21 protein-coding genes are annotated in these 18,477 nt (G+C 40.9%); 6 read left to right on the top strand and 15 right to left on the bottom strand.

Annotated features, from left to right (window positions below; all coding sequences use genetic code 11):
* Positions 1–8: 8 nt before the first annotated feature.
* The 3 genes from nrdE to nrdH are packed head-to-tail and all read right to left on the bottom strand — an operon-like array spanning position 9 to position 2,777.
* Positions 9–2,183 (bottom strand): class 1b ribonucleoside-diphosphate reductase subunit alpha, encoded by a 2,175-nt coding sequence (nrdE, locus tag JG30_RS07180; RefSeq protein ID WP_046317654.1) that lies wholly within the window; start codon positions 2,181–2,183, stop codon positions 9–11.
* Positions 2,164–2,544 carry a class Ib ribonucleoside-diphosphate reductase assembly flavoprotein NrdI gene (nrdI, locus tag JG30_RS07175; RefSeq protein WP_046317652.1) on the bottom strand — a complete coding sequence of 127 codons (381 nt, stop codon included), beginning with the start codon at positions 2,542–2,544 and terminating at the stop codon, positions 2,164–2,166. Before nrdI ends, nrdE begins: the two co-directional genes overlap by 20 nt.
* Complete coding sequence (gene nrdH, locus JG30_RS07170; RefSeq protein ID WP_046317650.1) at positions 2,541–2,777, bottom strand: glutaredoxin-like protein NrdH; 237 nt, start codon at positions 2,775–2,777, stop codon at positions 2,541–2,543. The genes nrdI and nrdH overlap by 4 nt, the downstream gene beginning before the upstream one ends.
* Before the next feature lie 280 nt (positions 2,778–3,057).
* Between nrdH and JG30_RS07165 the strand changes: the two genes are divergently transcribed.
* Entirely contained in the window at positions 3,058–3,678 is a 621-nt protein-coding gene (locus JG30_RS07165) for an LVIS_2131 family protein (RefSeq protein ID WP_046317648.1), read from the top strand.
* A gap of 38 nt (positions 3,679–3,716) precedes the next feature.
* On the opposite strand, the gene JG30_RS07160 is transcribed toward JG30_RS07165, so the two are convergent.
* Positions 3,717–3,932 (bottom strand): DUF2187 family protein, encoded by a 216-nt coding sequence (locus JG30_RS07160; protein WP_046317647.1) that lies wholly within the window; start codon positions 3,930–3,932, stop codon positions 3,717–3,719.
* A gap of 80 nt (positions 3,933–4,012) precedes the next feature.
* Between JG30_RS07160 and JG30_RS07155 the strand changes: the two genes are divergently transcribed.
* From JG30_RS07155 to JG30_RS07145, 3 genes are all read left to right on the top strand, one after another.
* Positions 4,013–4,573: an AAA family ATPase gene (locus tag JG30_RS07155; protein WP_046317645.1), complete on the top strand. Its 561-nt coding sequence runs from the start codon at positions 4,013–4,015 to the stop codon at positions 4,571–4,573.
* Between the two features lie 63 nt (positions 4,574–4,636).
* Positions 4,637–5,611 (top strand): AEC family transporter, encoded by a 975-nt coding sequence (locus JG30_RS07150; protein ID WP_046317643.1) that lies wholly within the window; start codon positions 4,637–4,639, stop codon positions 5,609–5,611.
* Positions 5,612–5,774: 163 nt separating this feature from the next.
* Complete coding sequence (locus JG30_RS07145; RefSeq protein WP_046317639.1) at positions 5,775–6,560, top strand: glucose 1-dehydrogenase; 786 nt, start codon at positions 5,775–5,777, stop codon at positions 6,558–6,560.
* Positions 6,561–6,653: 93 nt separating this feature from the next.
* Here the strand turns inward: JG30_RS07145 and pnuC are convergent, their stop codons facing one another.
* Complete coding sequence (gene pnuC, locus JG30_RS07140; RefSeq protein WP_046317636.1) at positions 6,654–7,391, bottom strand: nicotinamide riboside transporter PnuC; 738 nt, start codon at positions 7,389–7,391, stop codon at positions 6,654–6,656.
* A 168-nt stretch (positions 7,392–7,559) separates the two neighbouring features.
* Between pnuC and JG30_RS07135 the strand changes: the two genes are divergently transcribed.
* Both JG30_RS07135 and JG30_RS07130 read left to right on the top strand, forming a co-directional pair.
* Positions 7,560–8,147: an SOS response-associated peptidase gene (locus tag JG30_RS07135; protein WP_046317635.1), complete on the top strand. Its 588-nt coding sequence runs from the start codon at positions 7,560–7,562 to the stop codon at positions 8,145–8,147.
* 10 nt (positions 8,148–8,157) lie between these two features.
* Positions 8,158–8,904 (top strand): NADPH-dependent oxidoreductase, encoded by a 747-nt coding sequence (locus JG30_RS07130; RefSeq protein WP_046317634.1) that lies wholly within the window; start codon positions 8,158–8,160, stop codon positions 8,902–8,904.
* A 38-nt stretch (positions 8,905–8,942) separates the two neighbouring features.
* Here the strand turns inward: JG30_RS07130 and JG30_RS07125 are convergent, their stop codons facing one another.
* The 10 genes from JG30_RS07125 to JG30_RS07080 all read right to left on the bottom strand — a co-directional run bounded on the left by JG30_RS07125 (position 8,943) and on the right by JG30_RS07080 (position 18,438).
* The gene (locus JG30_RS07125; RefSeq protein ID WP_046317632.1) at positions 8,943–9,680 is read right to left on the bottom strand and encodes a 3-oxoacyl-ACP reductase; all 738 of its coding nucleotides are present in this window, start codon (positions 9,678–9,680) and stop codon (positions 8,943–8,945) included.
* Positions 9,677–9,901, bottom strand: a complete 225-nt coding sequence (locus JG30_RS07120; protein ID WP_046317629.1) for a DUF2829 domain-containing protein — start codon at positions 9,899–9,901, stop codon at positions 9,677–9,679. The genes JG30_RS07125 and JG30_RS07120 overlap by 4 nt, the downstream gene beginning before the upstream one ends.
* Entirely contained in the window at positions 9,901–10,404 is a 504-nt protein-coding gene (locus tag JG30_RS07115) for a QueT transporter family protein (RefSeq protein ID WP_046317628.1), read from the bottom strand. The genes JG30_RS07120 and JG30_RS07115 overlap by 1 nt, the downstream gene beginning before the upstream one ends.
* A 203-nt stretch (positions 10,405–10,607) precedes the next feature.
* Entirely contained in the window at positions 10,608–11,567 is a 960-nt protein-coding gene (locus tag JG30_RS07110; protein ID WP_046317626.1) for an ABC transporter ATP-binding protein, read from the bottom strand.
* On the bottom strand, positions 11,564–12,643 hold the full coding sequence (locus JG30_RS07105) for an ABC transporter ATP-binding protein (RefSeq protein ID WP_046317624.1): 1,080 nt from the start codon (positions 12,641–12,643) through the stop codon (positions 11,564–11,566). Before JG30_RS07105 ends, JG30_RS07110 begins: the two co-directional genes overlap by 4 nt.
* Positions 12,644–12,653: 10 nt before the next feature.
* Complete coding sequence (locus JG30_RS07100) at positions 12,654–13,673, bottom strand: ABC transporter permease (protein WP_046317622.1); 1,020 nt, start codon at positions 13,671–13,673, stop codon at positions 12,654–12,656.
* Between the two features lie 2 nt (positions 13,674–13,675).
* A complete protein-coding gene (gene opp3b / locus JG30_RS07095; RefSeq protein WP_046317620.1) occupies positions 13,676–14,608 on the bottom strand; it encodes an oligopeptide ABC transporter permease in 933 nt (310 codons plus the stop codon).
* Positions 14,609–14,678: 70 nt separating this feature from the next.
* Entirely contained in the window at positions 14,679–16,319 is a 1,641-nt protein-coding gene (locus tag JG30_RS07090; RefSeq protein WP_046317618.1) for a peptide ABC transporter substrate-binding protein, read from the bottom strand.
* A 122-nt stretch (positions 16,320–16,441) separates the two neighbouring features.
* Positions 16,442–17,707 (bottom strand): GTPase HflX, encoded by a 1,266-nt coding sequence (hflX, locus tag JG30_RS07085; RefSeq protein WP_046317616.1) that lies wholly within the window; start codon positions 17,705–17,707, stop codon positions 16,442–16,444.
* Positions 17,708–17,763: 56 nt separating this feature from the next.
* A complete protein-coding gene (locus JG30_RS07080) occupies positions 17,764–18,438 on the bottom strand; it encodes a type 1 glutamine amidotransferase (protein ID WP_046317614.1) in 675 nt (224 codons plus the stop codon).
* Between the last annotated feature and the right edge of the window lie 39 nt (positions 18,439–18,477).

The following is an 18,477-nucleotide window of genomic DNA, read 5'->3' as shown; positions in this document are numbered from 1 at the left end:
CCAAGTATTTAAATACTGCAACTTTCGCATTCATTGACACCTATTTCATCAGTATCATCCGTAAAGGTCCGGACATAATATAAAGATTTGATTCCCTTATAATAAGCATAATTGCGCAAAATAGTTAAATCACGCGTAGTCTGCTTGTTTTCTTCGTCCGGAGTTTTCCACTCATAAAGACCTTCCGGAATAGTTGAACGGACAAATAAAGTCAAACTCATCCCTTGATCAACGTGCTTTTGAGCGGCGGCGTAAGTATCAATCACTTTACGCATGTCCGTATCGTAGGCAGATTGATAATACGGAATTGTGTCATTGTTCATGTGCGGCGCCGGAAAATAAATCTTGCCATTTTTCTTTTCTTGACGTTCTTCCACAAGCCATGTAATAGGCTGCAAACTGGCGCTGGTATCATTAATATAAGAAATTGATCCTGTAGGAGCCACGGCTAGCCGATAGGCATTATATAATCCATCTTGTTGCACTTTTTGCTGCAGTTCTTGCCAATCAGCTTTAGTGGGAATAAAAATATGTTCAAACAGCTGTTGGACTTTAGCAGAGTGGGGACGAAAATCTTGTTCCAAATATGGTTGGAAATAACTGCCATCGGCATAAGCTGATTGTTCAAAATTGGCGAAGGTCTCTTGCCGCTCTTGAGCAATGTGGTTACTTTCCACCAAGGTCCAATAATTTAATAACATAAAATAGACACTGACAAATTCCAGCGCTTCTGGAGAACCATAGCGCAAATGATTCAGGGCTAAATACGTATGCAGTCCCATGGCTCCTAAGCCAATGGCATGGCTCATTTCATTGCCATGCTTAATGGAGGCAACCGCATTAATATGGGAATGATCAGAAACGTACGTTAACGCCCGTGTCATTGCCCGAACAGATTGACCAAAATCCGGACTGTGCATTAAATTAGGAATATTAGTCGAGCCTAAGTTGCAGCTGACATCAGTACCCAACTGTAAATATTCTTGAGCGTCATTTAAAAGCGAAGGTGTTTGTACTTGGAGTATTTCGGTACATAAGTTGCTCATGATAACACGGCCGGCAATCGGATTAGTGCGATTGACCGTATCGATGTTTAAAATATACGGGTAGCCGGATTCTTGTTGTAATTTACTAATTTCTAATTCTAATTCCCGTGCTGCCAGGGGATATTTATGAATGCGGGGATTAGCCACTAAATGATCGTATTCTTGGGTAATATCCACATAGGAAAAAGGACGGTGGTATTCCCGTTCTACGTCATAAGGACTAAAACAATACATTGTCTGATTATCACGTACTAATTGATAGAATTTATCCGGTACGATGACTCCTAGGGACAGAGTTTTAACGCGGATCTTTTCATCAGCATTTTCTTTTTTCGCAGATAAAAAGTCTAAAATATCCGGATGAAAAACATTGAGATAGACAGCCCCTGCTCCTTGGCGTTGGCCTAATTGGTTACTATAACTGAAACTATCTTCTAGTAATTTCATCACGGGTAAAACGCCACTAGAAGCATTCGCCACGCCTTTAATTGGCGATCCGGATTCCCGTAAATTAGATAAGGTCAAACCCACGCCACCGCCAATGCGGGAGAGTTGTAAGGCACTGTTAATCGCGCGCCCAATGGAATTCATGTCATCAGTAATTTGCAGTAAAAAGCAGGAAACAAATTCGCCACGCCGTTTTTTACCGGCATTTAAAAAGGAAGGGGTGGCGGGTTGATAACGTTGATGAATCATTTCGGCTGCCAACTGTTGGGCTAGTTGCTCATCGCCACCGGCAAAATAGAGCGCATTAAATAATACCCGCAGCTCGTAATTTTCGAGATAATAAGCACCATCATTCGTTTTCAGCGCATATTGATTGTAAAACTTGTAGGCCGCCATGAAAGATTTAAATTCAAAATGCTGATCTAATAAATACTGATACAGGTCTTCAATAAACTGGGGTTCGTATTGTTCTAAAAAATCCGCTTCTAAATAATCATGGTCGACTAAAAATTTCAGATGCTCGCTTAAAGAAGGTGCAATTTTAGTATTCGGTTGTACATTTTCCCGGAAAAAAGCGGCAAGAGCTTGTTTATCTTTAGCTAACGGAATTTGACCGTTAATGGGAATATTTAATTCATTATTTAATTTAAAATAACTAACTTGACTAATATCAATGTTGTTTAGACTCAATCTGGGCCACTACTTTCCGAAATTTTTTTACATCTGCATCCGTGCCATTAAACTCAAAGTCAAAAACTACAGGAACCCCTAGACCACTCGCAATATCTTTGGCAGTGTGAATATAAAGCTGATTAAAGTTCCGATTGCCGCCCCCAGCGACACCTTGGAGTTTTTGGGCATTGTTTTGATATCCTAAAAAGTCGATGACGGAATCCATCATGTCGTCATCATAAGCGGGTACGACTAAGATATAAGGCTCAGTCATGGCATGATAGGGATCAGCATCACTAATTTCATAAGCGGGAAAGCCAACTTTATTAATAAACCGACGGGTTTGTCCGGTAATGGAATAAAAGGCCAGTCTGGTCATTTGGCAATCACCTCTTGCAGTTGATCAGGCCGAAAACCGATAATTGCCGCTTGATTATTGGTCAGCACTACTGGTAGGCTTTGAAAGCCTTGATTTTTTAAATAACTAAGATATTCAGGATGTTGATTAATATTATGTTCTTCAAAATTAACATGATGGGCCTGCAAAAACTTTTTGGTCATCCGACATTGCATGCAACCATTTTTGGTATAAATAACGACTGATTGATTCATGGAAAATTCCCCCTTCTTTGGACTGGTTTTAATTATAGGGGCTCTTATTCCAAAATACAATATATTGTATCTGAATTATTGAGACATACATCATCATGTGGTCGTGCGATGCTCATGCCATCAGTCTTTTGCGCGCTTTTATTTTTTTTAACTTGAGGTAACCTAGCAAAAAGGAATGGAAAAATCAAGCAGAGTTAGCTTCTGAAATCCATGAGTTTCCAGCGTAATTGATATATAATATTAAACACAAGTAAAACATAAAAACCTGGGGTGGACAAGGATGCAATGGAAGTGGAATTTTTTAGGATTAATAGTTTGGATTATGATTGTGGTGGCTATTATTTTGACAGTGATCAATATTCGCCACCGTCATTTAAAAATGATTATAGTGCAAAAAAAACATCATTCGGCCGTAAATGCGGTGATTGATGTTTTCGAAGTGGGTTTGATTTTAATAATCAGTTGTCTGATGTTTTATTTAACTTTTTTAAATAAAGTTGATCTCAAAAATCCGCAGCAAATCCGGTTAACTTATGAAGTTCACCCGCTGGTTATGCAGACTCAAAAAGCACAAGGTTTTTACGTACAAGCTAAGCAAGCTCCCAGTAAAAACACCATGCAGTATTATACTTATTGGGTCAAAGGGGCCAAAGTGAGCGTGCCGGGCAATAATGCTTCTATCTCTGATGGTCGCCAACCCATTGGGCTCAATGCCAAAAACTATCCTTGGCCGGACACGGCCAAATATGATCAACATTATCAATCTGCTTATGTGTTGACAATGGTTGCTCATTACCGGAATACTTGGCGCAACGGTTTAGGTTTTCATGCGGGAGCAATTGCTACAGATTATTCGATTATTCGAGTTCCGTCGAGTACTTTTGTGCAAATTTTAAAATAATACTTGCATCAACGACTAGGCATTAGTCGAGGTAATTGCTATTTGGCTGCCACTTTCTTGAGTGATTTGGCGGCTACCACGATTTTGTGATTTAATTCCGTGACATTATCAGCATCACGTTGATCATAATCGGTGATGTCAATTAATACGGAATTGGTATAAATTTTTTCCACAGTTCCTACGAATGGGTGTTCCATATCTTCATCAGCATGTCCTTGTAATTTGTCGCCTACTTTGATATTAGCAATTTTCATAGTCTCTTCTCCTTTGGCTGAAAACTCTTACTATAATATGATAAAAAAATTGATTTGACAATTAATATAGGTAGGTTGGGATGAAAAAGATTATTGTTTTAACAGGAACCAGCGGTGTCGGGAAAACCACAATCAGTCATTACTTAGCGGCGGCCTATCACATTCCTGCGATCATCACTCATACCACGCGGCCACCCCGGAGTCAAGAAAAAAATGGGGTGGATTATTATTTTGAAACTCCAGCGAGCTTTGCCCAGCAGGATTTAATTGAACAAGTCAGTTATGCCGGGTATCGTTATGGCTCTTCGATCCAAGGTTTACAACAAGCTTGGCGGCACGCTAATGTGGCGAGTATTATTTTAGATCCTGCCGGTGCTCAAAAATATTATGAACGATTAGGGCAGCGTGTTTTATTTTGGTTTATTGTGGCAGATGTGCCCGTATTGACACAGCGCTTACAACAACGTGGTGATGATGCTGTGCAATTAAAGCAGCGGCTGCAAAGCCAAGAATTTTTGCGGGATTTACAGGTTCCTGTGACGCTCCAATCCATTGCCACAATTATTCCCAATAACGATTGGCGGCAAACCCAACAGCAGTTAGCGCGATTAGTCCAACCGCTCTTAGCTCAAACAGATTAAGTGTCTTTACTAACTATCAATGTTATATTTTAAGTAAACATAGGGACATTGGAGGAGTAAGTCATGGCAGTTTTTTGGACCTCAATTCAAAGTGTACTTTCAATTGTTTTAATGATTGCTGTTGGTTATTTTTGTCAAAGTCAAGGTTGGTTTGATCAAAAATTCTCGGGCGCTCTATCAAAATTGATTATGAATATTGCTTTGCCGGCTTCTATTTTTATGGCTATGCTGGAACGGTTTAAACCTGCTCAGCTCAGTACTTTATCGGTGGGTTTATTATTTACCATCTTATCAGTTTTTGTAGGGTATTTATTAGCTTGGGTACTGACACGGCTGTTTAAGATACCCAAGGGCCGGCGCGGATTAATGATAACGGCCATTAATGGTGCCAACACAGTGTTTATTGGGATGCCGCTGAATATTGCCTTATTTGGGCAGTCTTCCATTCCTTATCTATTGGTTTATTACATTGTGAATACGGTGGTCATTTGGACAGTAGGGGTGTGGATTATTGCCGCCGATGATCCCACGACTGCTAATCAAAAGGCTCATTTTGATTGGCATCATCTCATCCCCGTACCATTATGGGGATTTATTGTGGCTTTACCCTTTATCTTTTTGTGGCCCCAAGCAGTTACTCAATTGCCTTCTTTTGTCACCACCACTTTAACTTCTATTGGTAATTTGGTCACACCTTTGTCTTTAATTTATATTGGAATTATGCTGCGCAGTTTTGGGTTGAAAAATATGAACTTTGATGGCAACCTGGTTGTGACCTTATTGGGCCGCTTTTTGGTATCTCCGTTAATCATGGCTGGCATCATCCTTCTCGGACTGCCAGCTTTAGGGTGGTCGATGGCCCCAATTTTTCAAAAAACGTTAATTATTCAAGCAGCAACTCCGGCCTTAGCGGTACTACCTATTTTGGCCAATACTTATCATAGTGATGTCAAATTTGCTACCAATATTGTGGTTTCTACATCGACATTATTTATTATCGTCGTGCCAATTATTATGAGTTTAATCAATTTTATTTAAATATGAGACTAAAATAGAGAGCTACACTTTATGGAAAAATAAAGTAGCTCTTTTTTAGTCGATGGTTCTAGTAAGCAGATGCGAGTAAAGCGAAATCGTCGTGTTTTGAGGGTTTTCATGCTATGGTTCAAGGTAAGAATAATTATAAAGGAAGATGAAACGCGTGTATGCTGATTTAAAGGGACAAGTAGCCGTTATCACTGGGGGTTCCAGTGGTATTGGCGCAGCGATTGTGGAGCGCTTGGCTCAAGAACACATGAAAGTTGTCATTAACTATCATACTGACAAAACGCAGGCCCAAGCCCTGGCCCAAAAAATTCAACAAGCTCAAGGCCAAGCTCTGGTGGTGCAAGGGGACGTCTCCCAAGAACCTGATGTAGACAATTTATTAGTCCAAACCTTACGTCGCTTTGGCCAATTAGATTTATGGGTTAATAATGCGGGAGTGGAAGATTATGCGCCGACGCATCAAATGACTCTGAAGCAGTGGCAACGAGTCATTGATATCAATTTAAATGGTTTGTTTTTAGGCTCCATGGTGGCCGTTAACCAATATCTTAAACAGGGAAATCCCGGACGGATTATTAATGTGTCTTCCGTGCACGAAAAAATCCCCTGGCCGGGTTTTGCGCATTACGCGGTATCCAAAGGCGGCGGACAAATGTTCACTAAAACAATTGCCCTCGAATATGCCAAACAACAAATTCGTGTCAACGCAATTGCTCCTGGAGCGATCGACACGCCCATTAATAAAACTAAATTTACTGATCCGCAGCAATTAGCAGAGACCTTGGAGTTAATTCCCATGCAACGCGTTGGTCATCCGCAAGAAGTCGCTGCCGCCGCTGCGTGGTTAGCTTCACAAGAATCCAGTTATATGACCGGGGCAACGATTTTTATTGATGGCGGGATGACCTTATATCCCCAATTTGCGGAGGGCAAAGGTTAGATCTTTCAAGAATTTAACGTTAAATAAAAAAGCCAGTTCTATAAATTATTAGAACTGACCTGCAAAAAGCTATTGGAAACTGGGACCACATGATTACTGGATTTTTTTGAGCCCTAAGCGTTTACGACCAGCATTAAACCAGGGGCTCACAGTAAAGGCTAAAATATCGTTAATGACATAGATGCTCGAATTAATTGCCATTCCTAAACTGGCATCGCCTTGATGATAGGTAATGGCCCATAGAACTAATTGGGCAATCCCGGAAAATAACCACCAAAAGTATTGATTGTTATAGCGTAAAAAGCAGACAATGCCCCCTGTCAGACTTACAGCAAAGGCTAAGCCATCATAAAGAGGCCGCGGATCATTGGTTAATTGGCCTATGAAGTAAGCGCTCAGTAACCAAACAGTCACAGTGAACAAAAGGGCAAGCAACCATTCTTGTTTGCGAAATTTTTTGACATTATTTTTAGTCTCTTCATTCCAAGTGCGAACACTTAACAAAACAGGAAGATCTAACGTTAAGACATAGGCCACTTGTTCAAAAATAGAGAGATAGTTTTTCGCGCTGAAGCCAACGTAAATAAAACAAGCGGCACTGAATAAGCCTAGCCAACCATTAACAGCCTTGGTAGCATTAATGGCCAGGACACATAAAACCCCTAAAGTAGTGCCGATAAAAGTGACCACACTAACAGCGGTGAGCGGATGATCGACTAATGTCATAATTTGACAACCAAAAGCGAACCAAAAGAGATAGTAATTTTGTTGGGGCCAGCCTTTGAGTTGTTGAATTAACCATGAAAAATAATTCTTTTGTTTTGTCTGCACTGTAAGCCCTTCTTTGCCTTAAAATTATTCAACAATTTTATTACCTAGTCTGGAAAAAGAAAAGTCTTTTTCCCAGTTCCAATTTATGTTATGAAACGGTAATTTCACAATATCAAATATTTTGCTTTTGTAGTATGATAAAACTAAATTCTTAAAGAAGGCCTCAACATGTGCGGTCGATTTATGTTTGATCCGACCACGAATCCAGAATTAAAAAAAATTCAAACTTTAGCAGCCACCCAGGGCGTTGCGGTCAAGACCGGAGAAGTTTTCCCTAATGATCTGACTGCATTGGTGATTGACCAAGACCAGCAAATCAAAGTTGTGGCCATGGCCTGGGGTTGGCCTGGGTTTAAAGCGGGGCAAAAACTAATTAATGCGCGTAGCGAAACCGTCTTACAAAAATCGCGTTTTGCCCAAGCTTTTCTCACCCAGCGGGCAGTTTATCCGACAAATGGTTTTTTTGAATGGACTGTTGATAAACAAAAGGTTTATTTTAAGTATCCTAACTCGACACAACCAGTTTACATTGCAGGCTTTTATGCGTATTTTGATGGGCAGCCGCGCAGTATTTTATTAACCACGGCGCCTAATGCCAGCGTTGCGCCAGTTCATAACCGGATGCCGTTATTATTGCAAAAACGCCAAATTAGTTCCTGGCTGAAAGATAGTAGTTGGGCGCAGGCTTTTTTGCGCCAAGCGATGCCGCCTTTACAGGCGCAGGGGCCTTCAACTACTCCCAAAAAGAAGAAGTGAGGGTAAATTAATGACAACAAAAACAGAGAAATTATTACTCCAGCGGCGTTCAATTCGGGCGTTTAAACCGGTGACTTTGACACCCGAGCAGTGTCAACGGCTAATGGAAGTAGCACGACAAGCGGCGACTTCCACTTTTTTACAGCAATGCAGTGTGATCCATGTCACGGATGAAGCTCTTCGTGCGACAATTCGTGAAGTTTGTCGGCAAAAATATGTGGGATCTAACGGCGATTTATTTATTTTTGTGGTGGACTTATATCGTAATTATCGTTTACGACAACAACAGCAGGTAGGCGTCGGGCAGCTGCATACGACGGATGTTTTTATTCAAGGCGTCGAAGATACTATGTTAGCCGTTCAAAGTGTGGCAACAGCTGCGGAAAGTATGGATTTGGGTTGTGTCTTTTTGGGTAGTATTCAAAACGATATTCGCCCCATAATAAAGGCTTTGCATTTGCCCCAGTTAACTTTTCCTTTAATTGGCTTGCAAGTGGGCATCCCGGATCAGCAACCGCAGCTCAAGCCCCGTTTGCCCTTAGCTTTGCGGACTTTCGATAATCATTATCAAGATGTTTTTGATTTAAACAATTTTCAAGATTACGATCAAGTAGTGCATACGTATTATGATTTACGAGACGCTAATCGTCGGGTCGACACGTTTACTAATCAGATCAAAAAGAAATTGACCACCAGTCAGGCGCAGCGGAATGAAATTTTACCCGTGTTGCATGAACAGGGCTTATGTTGGAAATAAAAAAAATTAAAACGCTAGGATTTAATTCCCAGCGTTTTTTAAATAGTTTTACCTAAACTAAAACCACCATCAATCACTACGACCGTGCCATAAAGATATTGCGAGGCGTTGCTGGCTAAAAACAAAGTCAAATCGGCAACTTCTGTGGGTTGCGCATAGCGTTTAATTAAAGTCTGCGCCGCTACTTTAGCGGCTGTAGCATCTTGAAAATCTGGTTGTGTCATGCCCGTTTGCACGGCTCCTGGAGCAATGCAATTGGCGCGTACTTGGCGGGAGGCATAATCCCAATTTAATTGTTTCGTATAACCAATGACCGCATGCTTGCTGGCTGTATAGGCAGCGCCACCGCCACTAGCCATGAAGCCTGCAATAGATGCCATGTTCACAAAAACTAACGGCTGATTGGCAGCGCGCGGTTGACTTAACCCGGCATTACTAATAGTAAACATGCTGGTTAGGTTAGTTGCCAAGATTTGATCCCATTGAGTCCGGGAGGTGGCTTGACTAGCCTGATAATTGTCTAGTTGACCAGCAGTATTGCAAATGATATCTAAAGTAGGTAGAGTGGCAAATAATTTTTCGACAGCACCACTAGAAGTAATATCCAACTGCCGAAAATGAAAATTAGTGGCCGTCGTTGTACATACTTTCCGATCAATTCCCCAAACAAAGGCCCCTTGTTCTAAAAAAGCCTGACTTTGAGCTTGGCCAATACCGCTGGCACAGCCGGTGATGAGGACCTTTTTTTGTGCTAAGTCAAAGTATTGGGCTTTCACGCAACAATCGTCCAATCGGTAGCTAATAAATCACAATCAGTGGGTTGAAAAACCGACAGTGCCGGTTGTTCTTTTGTGCGAATCAAAAAATAGGGATTAACGGGTTCTTGCTGGTAGGTAGGCTGCGTGACTAAAAAAATATATTCTTCGCCACTTTGCCAAGCGGCCCGCTTCAGATGGGCTCCTGCTTGCAAATGCCGTAAAGCCTGATCAAAAGTCATTAAACATTCATCCTTCCATGAACAAAATCTATTCGGGTAGTTAAAAGATTGACAATAATTGCTCCGATAATCATCGATAACATTTCGCCTACTGCAACAGTAAACCAAGTCCACAGTAGCGGTGCGTGACTGACGATATTTAATTCCCAAGCGACTAAAAAAGTTCCGGGTAATTGAGAGAGCGTGGCAATGCAATACTTGCTCAGTTTATGGGTAGCTCGATGACCAAAATACCAAGTTAAGCTAGTACCGATTAAGGTGCCGGCAGTGCCAAAAATTAAATCTGCCATGCCTAAGGGGGAGAATAAATTAGTAATGAAACACCCCAATGTAATGGCTAAAATATACCTTTTATTGAAGGCCGCCAGATGATTAAAGAGTTCAGCAAAGCGAATCTGAATCGCATTGAAACTTAACGGCGCTAATAATAAAGATAAAGCCACATATAATGCTGCTACAATGGCCGGAAGTGTCCAATTTTGGAAAAGTTGTTTCTGTTTCATAAAAATTCACCTTAGTTTTTTAATGGGATTTTGCGAACCATACATTAATTTATCATAAACTAATTCTTAAATTTAAACAATATTCTCAATACAATCTGATCAGCCTTTAACTGCTTTAAACAGTCAGCTGGGGCAATTGCAAGAGTACAAAAGTAAATTTTGAAAATAAAAAATCCCCCGAAAAAGCGGGGGATTAGTATTAACTAAGAAATGGCTTGAGCTTCAGCTGCATCCTGATACTGTGGGACTTCAGCTTCCGTGCTAAAAACAAAATGTCCCGGAGTTATTTCATGCAATTGGCGTTCGTGTTCATGGTTATTTTCAATCGAAGCATCGTAGGGCAAACGTTGCCGTTTGCGTTCTAATTCGGGATCTGGCATGGGAACCGCTGATAATAAACTCTTGGTGTAGGGATGTAGTGGATGATTGTAGACTTCATCAGCCGGGCCCATTTCCATTAAACGTCCTTGGTGCATCACTGCAATGCGATCACTAATATATTTGACCATCGATAAATCATGGGCAATAAATAGATAAGTTAAATTCTTGCGGCGTTGAATATCTTTCATTAAGTTGACCACTTGAGCTTGAATAGAAACATCAAGCGCCGAGATCGGTTCATCTGCGATGATAAATTTAGGATCCACGGCTAAAGCGCGGGCAATGCCAATGCGTTGTCGTTGTCCACCGGAAAATTCATGAGGATACCGGGTGGCATGGTCAGGATTTAAACCGACTTCTTTTAATAAATCATTAACTCGTTGCTCTCGTTGCTCCGCACTGTTCACCAAATGATGAATATCCAAGCCTTCAGCAATAATATCTTTGACTTTCATCCGTGGATCCAGGGATGCATACGGGTCTTGAAAAATCATTTGCGTTTCTCGCCGGAATTTTAACATTTCGGGTCCGTGACTTTTGATTTTACTGATATCTTGGTCTTGAAATAAAATTTGTCCGCCCGTGGGATTATACAAGCGAATGATGCTGCGACCAGTGGTACTTTTTCCGGAACCGGATTCGCCCACCAAACCAAAAGTTTCACCAGCATAAATATCAAAGCTGATATCATCGACAGCCTTGACTTCGTTGGGTTTGCCGACGTTAAAGTATTGCTTGAGATGTTTGACTTGAACAATTTTAGACGGTTGTGTTGGGGTCATTCGTTCAGGCTCCCTTCAATTGGATTTTCCACTTGCCCCGCTTGTAATAATTTTTGATATTCGGCAAAACGTCGTTGGATCGCTGCCGGAGGGTCGACATGGGGCGCATCTGGGTGCAATAACCAGGTGGCGGCATAATGGGTTTCACTGACTTGGAAGAAAGGAGGTTGGGCTTGAAAATCAATATTCATAGCATACGGATTGCGCGCTGCAAAAGCATCACCTTGGGGTGGGTCTAATAAATCCGGTGGAGTTCCGGGAATTGAAGCTAGTTTATGACTGCCGATGTCCAAAGTGGGCATCGAACTTAAAAGTCCCCAAGTATATGGGTGCCGCGGCTCGTAAAAAATTTCATCGACCGTGCCATATTCAACAATCTTACCTGCGTACATTACGGCTACGCGATCCGCAATCCCTGCGACCACGCCTAAATCGTGGGTAATAAAAATAATCGAAGTTTCCAGTTTTTCCTGGAGTTCACGCATTAAATCAATAATCTGAGCTTGCACAGTGACATCTAAAGCTGTTGTCGGTTCATCAGCGATGAGAATTTCAGGATAATTAACAATGGCAATCGCAATTACGATACGTTGGCGTTGACCACCAGAAAATTGATGTGGATAATCTTTCATCCGGGCGCGCGCATTGGGAATACCCACTAATTCCAGCACTTCTTGAGCCCGTTTCAGAGCATTTTCTTTGGAAATTTTGCCATGGATCAAAAGTGGCTCGGCCACTTGCTTGCCAATCGTCATGGTGGGATCCAAGGAGGTCATAGGATCTTGAAAAATCATCGAAATATCGTTGCCGCGATGATGATCCATTTCTTTGGCGGACTCTTTTAATAAATCTTGGCCTTTAAATTTAATTTCACCGCTTTTAATTTGGGCATTGGACGCCAATAATCCCATAATACTTCGGGTAGTAACAGATTTACCGGAACCTGATTCTCCTACAATGGCTAAGGTTTCACCTTTGCGCAGATCAAAGCTGACATTACGAATAGCTTGCACCGTACCGGCAAACGTGGAAAAATTAATCTTTAAATTTTTGACTTCTAGAATATTTTGTGACATGAGGAACCTCCTAATCCGACTTGGGATCAAATGCGTCCCGCAAGCCATCAGCAAATAAGTTAAATGCAATCATCAGAATACATAACACCGCTGCTGGATACCACATTTGATAAGGTAGAAAACGAAAAGCTTTTTGACCATCTGATAATAACGTACCTAAAGAGGCATTAGGAGCGGGAATACCGATTCCAATAAAACTTAAAAAGGCTTCAAAGAAAATCGCTGTAGGAATAGAAAACATGGTCTGAATAATAATGGTTGATGAAAGATTAGGGATTAAGTGCTTCCAGGCAATTTTCCAAGTCGATTCGCCTAAAGTTATAGAGGCCAAAATATATTCCTGTTCTTTCAGTTGTAAAGTTTGGGCGCGAATTAACCGTGCCATCGTAACCCAACTACTAAAGGCAATAGCTAAAATAATGGAAGAAAGTCCCGGCTTTAAAACCAGTAATAACAAGATAACAACAATGAGGTTGGGCACTGAGGAAATAATTTCAATAATCCGCTGCATAAAAGTATCGACGCGGCCGCCTTTCCATCCCGAGATAATCCCATAGGGTAGACCAATTAACAGATCCACGACCGTTGCAACGACGGCGATAATCAACGATAAGCGGGTACCATACAAAATCCGGGAGAATAAATCACGTCCCAGATAATCAGTGCCTAAAATATAAGTCTGGTCATGTGGGACATTATTAGTGATATAAGGATTAGTTTCAACACCCGCAGCATTTTTGCTTTTTCCCCGGAAACCGGGAATATCAGTATTGGCGATCCGAGGCGGCAAGTTTGCATAATTGGCATTTTGGGCATTAGGATCCCGCGGAGCTAAAATGGGAGCACAAAAGGCGACTACGGCAATTAAAACTAAGATAAAGAAGGAAACTACTGCTACTTTATTTTTACGTAAACGCCGCACAGCATCTTGAAAGAAGGTTAAGGAAGGGGCACTAATTTTCTCTTGATTTTTTGATTGATCGCTTTGAGCTTTTTGAAAGCTGGCCGCCGTAATTTTTACATCAGTCATCGTTAGTTACCCTCCTTGCTAGTCAGACGAATTCGTGGATCAATCAAACTGTATAAAATATCAGTAATTAGTAACATAATCATAAAGAGTAAAGAATAGAAGATAGTCAAACCCATAATCGTAGGATAATCATTGGTCATAATGGATTTGACAAATTGTTCCCCAATTCCCGGAATCGAGAAAATGTTTTCCACAACTAAAGAACCAGTCAAAATATTAGCCGTTAACGGTCCCAAAATAGTAATAACCGGAATCAAAGAGTTCCTCAAGGTATGTTTAACGACGGTTTGCCAGCGAGTATTACCTTTGGCCTTAGAAAGTTCAATGTAATCACTATTTAAGACATCCACCATTTCGGTGCGCATAAAACGGGCCGTTTGTGCCAACGGCGAAAAGGCCAGAGCTAATGAAGGTAAAATACTGGATTCCCAACCGTTCCAAAGAGCAATCGGGAAAAGATGCCATTTAAAGGCTAAATAAAATTGCAGCATTACCCCTGCTACGAAGCTGGGCACAGAAATACCAACAATGGAAACGAACGTGGCTAAACTATCAATCCAGTTATTTTTATTCATTGCTGCCACGGCCCCTAGCAAAATGCCTAAGATGGAACCTAGAATCATGGCTTGCGCACCAATTAGTAACGACGGTTGAAGGCGAGTCATAATTAAAGAGAGCACCGGTTGATTGTTAAATTGGAAGGAAGTTCCAAAATCCCCATGGAGCAAATTGCCCAGATAAATTAAATATTGTTGCCAGAGCGGCTTATTTAAGCCATATTGCTCATTCATGATTTTTAATTGTGCCGGAGACAATTTTTCCTGGTTAGTAAAGGGAGTTCCCGGCATTAATTTCATCATAAAGAACGTTACACTGGCAACAATGAACAAAGTAATAATCATGTAAAAAATTCGTTTTAAAATGTATTTTGTCATTGTGGTGACTCCTTAATTAACTAAAACAAAAGCGGGGTTGAGGCAACTCCGCTTGAGTTAGACAATTATGTTATTCCTTCAATCTTAATGACACATTATTGTAGTTACCTGCAGGACCATAATCTAAATTCTTGACCCGGCTATTGGTAAGCCATGCTTCACCATTTTGGTAAAGAGGGATAACACCTTGTTGTTCATTGGCAATATTTTGGGCATCCTTGAGATCCTGCCAACGGGCACTCGGATTATTCACATCCTCGTTTAAACTCTTAGCCACAGCAGCATCATATTGTGGATTAGACCACTTGCCGTAATTATAACTGGCATCCGAAGTAAATAAAGTTAAGAAGTTGATTGGATCAGCAAAGTCGGCATTCCAAGCACCTAGTACTAAATCAAAGTCGCCACTATCTGATCGTGCTAAGCGATTTTTAAAGGGCACATTGTTGAGAGTTATTTTGAGTCCCGGTAATTTACCTAGTTGATTTTGAACGTATTCGGTAATCTGTTTGGCATTATCGGTATCATCGCCTAAAAGTGTGAAAGTGAAGTTTTTACCCGTGTTACCAGTTTCAGCTAAACCTTCTCGCCAGAGTTTTTTAGCCGCCGGTAGGTCATAACGGGTATACTTTTTGCCTGTAGCACTAGTCTCTGCTACAAAGTCCTTCGATTTATTATCAGGGTCAAAGGACATATCATTCGGGGTGAAAGAAGAAGCAGCAATAGTACCATTACCAATTACCTTTTTCGTCAATTGATCACGATTAATTGCTAAAGATAAAGCCTGGCGAATTTTTTGGTTTTTAAAGAGTTCTTGCTTTTGGATGTTGGGTAGTAAATAAAAGGTGGAATTTTGCTTTTGAATTTCGTAATCTTTGGAACCTTTCATTTGCTTAGAAGTATCACCGGTTAATTTTACGCGATCTAATTTTTTCGATTGATATAAGTTAAGCGCTGTGGAAGGATCTTTCACGACTTGGTAATGTAATTTTTCGACTTTAACTTGCTTAGCATTCCAATATTTGGAATTCTTAACTTCATTCCAAGTATTGTCCGGGCTATTCCAGTTAACTAATTTATATGGACCGTTAGAAACTAAAGTTTTGGAATGAGTGCCAAATTTTTTGCCCCATTTTTCCACGACTTTTTGGTTTTGAGGGAAAAACATGGGTTGGGTCATCAATTTATCAAAATAAGGAATTGGTTTTTCTAAAGTAACTTGGAGCGTATGTTTATCGAGGGCTTTAACGCCTAAAGCAGTCACATCTTTTTTGCCGGCCGTAATATCTTTAGCGTTGTTAATTCCCTCATAAATATAAGCATATTGTGATTTAGTCTTCGGATCGACGGTTCGCCGCCATGCGAACACAAAATCTTGGGCAGTAACCGGATCACCATTACTCCATTTTGCATTTTTACGTAACGGGAAAACATAAGTAAGTCCGTCGGCGCTTGGTTTGACGATTTTGGTGGTCATCGCGGGCTTTAAAGTATTACCCTCATAGCGATACAAACCATCCATGGTATCGGTTAAAGCTTGAGCACCAATAACATCTGTGTTCATGGAAGGATCAGCCGTCGCAATAATATCAGTTGCCATGATACGATACGTATTGGGCGGGGCGGCCGCTTTATGCGAGCCACAACCTGCTAAACTGCCTGCAGCTGCCAGTGTCAAAACGCTAGCTGCAATAATGTGTTTTAACTTCATATTTTAAACCACTCCTACCTAAAATATTGAGTCCAGTTTACAATGGTCTAAATTAAAAGTAAATAGTTCCAATTAAAAAATGCTCATACAATTTCAAAAATAGTTTAAAAATAAAATTATTGCTATGTTTTTTCGATTATAAAAGGACGCAAACGGGGAAGATCTGCAGGCTGGACTAAAACTTGATAAAGGATTCCGGTGGCGTGGTAGGAGCGATTTTGAATAAAAACTTGGTGTTCTAAATAACTAATTATTTGATATTCGTTAAAGGGAATTAAAAGTTTTAAAGAACGGTAATTACGAAAAAGCTGCTGTCCAATTAAATGCAGTAAAGCTTGAATAGATTTTTTTTGATAAGCCGAATAATAAATGGTGGGCCCACTAATTTGGGGAATGGCCGTAGCCGGCAATTGATCAGCTTTATTATAAGCATAAATCATGGGCTTTTGGGCAATGCCAAGTTCCGTTAAAATTTGCTGGGTGGTGGCGATCATCGTTTCTTTTTGGGGATGAGTAGCGTCAATGACTTGAATTAGTAAGTCGGCAGTTTGAGCTTCTTGCAAAGTGCTTCTAAAGGCGGCAATTAATGTGGTGGGCAACTGACTGATGAAGCCAATGGTATCCGATAATAAAAAAGTAGGTAATTGCGGTACATCAATTCTGCGGATGGTCGTATCTAATGTGGCAAACAATTGATCTTGGACCAATACTGGTGAAACTTTGGAATGTGGTACTGCGGCCAAAATTTGATTGAAAGTGGTCGATTTGCCCGCGTTCGTGTAGCCGACTAAAGCCACTTGGGGTAGATGCTGTTGTTGACGGCGCTCACTTTGCGTAGTTAAAGCTTGTTTGGTATGTTGTAGTTTATTTTGTAATTGAGTTATCCGTTGTCGTAGTTGCCGCTGTTTTAATTCTAGTTGACTTTCCCCGGCGCCACGGTTATTGATGCCTTGTCCGCCACGTTGTTGATCCAGGGGATTTTGGGAAGGATGAATTCGTGGTAGTTGGTATTGCAATTGAGCAATAGCAACTTGTAATTGCGCTTGCTGACTATGGGCGCGTTTTTGAAAAATTTGCAGAATTAACTCGGTACGATCCAAGAAATATAGCTGGGTGGAGCGTTCTAAATTACGGAGTTGCGCAGGAGTTAGTTCATCATTGACAATGACGGTTTGAATAGCGTGGGTGGCTGCCAAGTGTTGAATTTGTTGGACTTTGCCGGGACCAAAGTAAGTTTTATTATTTACTTGTGGCAGTCTTTGGTGAACTTGTTGAATGACTTTAAAATCAGCTGCCTGCGCTAGGCTGCGAAGTTCAGCCATTGAATAATTAAAATCAGTTTGCAAGTGGTCTACGCCACCAATTAAGACCGGGATTTGGTCTGTCATTAATATTGCTCCGATCTATACAGTGAGAATAAGGGTTAAGAGGTTGACATTTGGGATTAATGGTTGCTGGTTAAATAGTCTAAAATCGCAAACAGCGCCGTTTGATTAATTTGGGGAATAGGATGTTGTATAATTTCCGCTGCGCTTTGTTGAAAGATTGAACCGGAAATATAAGCAGCGTCATTGACGACAATTTCTCGTAAATTGTCCGCCAAGGGTTCCAGATGAAATTGTAAGCCGACGACATAATCTTGCCATAAAAAGCCCTGATTGGTCAGATTGTGATTACTAAATAAAAGCTGCGCTTGAGGCGGTAAAGTAAACATATCTTCATGCCAATGTAAAACCTCCAACTTTGCCGGTAGAGAGGTAATTCGCGTGGTTTGCCGGACTACTTGGCCCCAGCCCACTTCTTTGACTGGTGCTTTTTGCACTTGCCCACCTAAAGTGAGGGCTAATTGTTGGGCACCTAAGCAGATTCCTAATAAAGGACAATGCTGTTTTATGGCGGCGGCAATTAATTGGCGCTCTTGAGCCAACCAGGGAAAATTATCCAGGGGATTCATAGGGCCGCCTAATAAAATTAAAAAATCCGTCATATACATTGAAGGCAGTGCTTGGGGAAATTGGTAGGGATGATAGATATATAATGAATGATGGTGCAGTGCAGCCCATTGGGCAATAGCTCCGGGACCTTCATTAGGAGTGTGTTGTAAAACATTTATTCGCATAAGGGCCTCCTACTAATTAAGCTACTTTATATTCATTAA

The organism is Bombilactobacillus mellifer (genome assembly GCF_000970795.1).
Lineage (GTDB): Bacteria > Bacillota > Bacilli > Lactobacillales > Lactobacillaceae > Bombilactobacillus > Bombilactobacillus mellifer.
The sequence above is the reverse complement of the archived record's forward strand: the minus strand, read 5'-3'. Positions and strand labels throughout refer to the sequence as shown.

Bases quoted from the DNA above. Each gene is read 5' to 3' on its own strand.
- nrdI (WP_046317652.1), bottom strand. From the start codon at position 2,544: ATGACCAGACTGGCCTTTTATTCCATTACCGGACAAACCCGTCGGTTT.
- nrdH (WP_046317650.1), bottom strand. From the start codon at position 2,777: ATGAATCAATCAGTCGTTATTTATACCAAAAATGGTTGCATGCAATGT.
- JG30_RS07165 (WP_046317648.1), top strand. From the start codon at position 3,058: ATGCAATGGAAGTGGAATTTTTTAGGATTAATAGTTTGGATTATGATT.
- JG30_RS07160 (WP_046317647.1), bottom strand. From the start codon at position 3,932: ATGAAAATTGCTAATATCAAAGTAGGCGACAAATTACAAGGACATGCT.
- JG30_RS07155 (WP_046317645.1), top strand. From the start codon at position 4,013: ATGAAAAAGATTATTGTTTTAACAGGAACCAGCGGTGTCGGGAAAACC.
- JG30_RS07150 (WP_046317643.1), top strand. From the start codon at position 4,637: ATGGCAGTTTTTTGGACCTCAATTCAAAGTGTACTTTCAATTGTTTTA.
- JG30_RS07135 (WP_046317635.1), top strand. From the start codon at position 7,560: ATGTGCGGTCGATTTATGTTTGATCCGACCACGAATCCAGAATTAAAA.
- JG30_RS07130 (WP_046317634.1), top strand. From the start codon at position 8,158: ATGACAACAAAAACAGAGAAATTATTACTCCAGCGGCGTTCAATTCGG.
- JG30_RS07120 (WP_046317629.1), bottom strand. From the start codon at position 9,901: ATGACTTTTGATCAGGCTTTACGGCATTTGCAAGCAGGAGCCCATCTG.
- JG30_RS07115 (WP_046317628.1), bottom strand. From the start codon at position 10,404: ATGAAACAGAAACAACTTTTCCAAAATTGGACACTTCCGGCCATTGTA.
- JG30_RS07110 (WP_046317626.1), bottom strand. From the start codon at position 11,567: ATGACCCCAACACAACCGTCTAAAATTGTTCAAGTCAAACATCTCAAG.
- JG30_RS07105 (WP_046317624.1), bottom strand. From the start codon at position 12,643: ATGTCACAAAATATTCTAGAAGTCAAAAATTTAAAGATTAATTTTTCC.
- JG30_RS07100 (WP_046317622.1), bottom strand. From the start codon at position 13,673: ATGACTGATGTAAAAATTACGGCGGCCAGCTTTCAAAAAGCTCAAAGC.
- opp3b (WP_046317620.1), bottom strand. From the start codon at position 14,608: ATGACAAAATACATTTTAAAACGAATTTTTTACATGATTATTACTTTG.
- JG30_RS07090 (WP_046317618.1), bottom strand. From the start codon at position 16,319: ATGAAGTTAAAACACATTATTGCAGCTAGCGTTTTGACACTGGCAGCT.
- hflX (WP_046317616.1), bottom strand. From the start codon at position 17,707: ATGACAGACCAAATCCCGGTCTTAATTGGTGGCGTAGACCACTTGCAA.
- JG30_RS07080 (WP_046317614.1), bottom strand. From the start codon at position 18,438: ATGCGAATAAATGTTTTACAACACACTCCTAATGAAGGTCCCGGAGCT.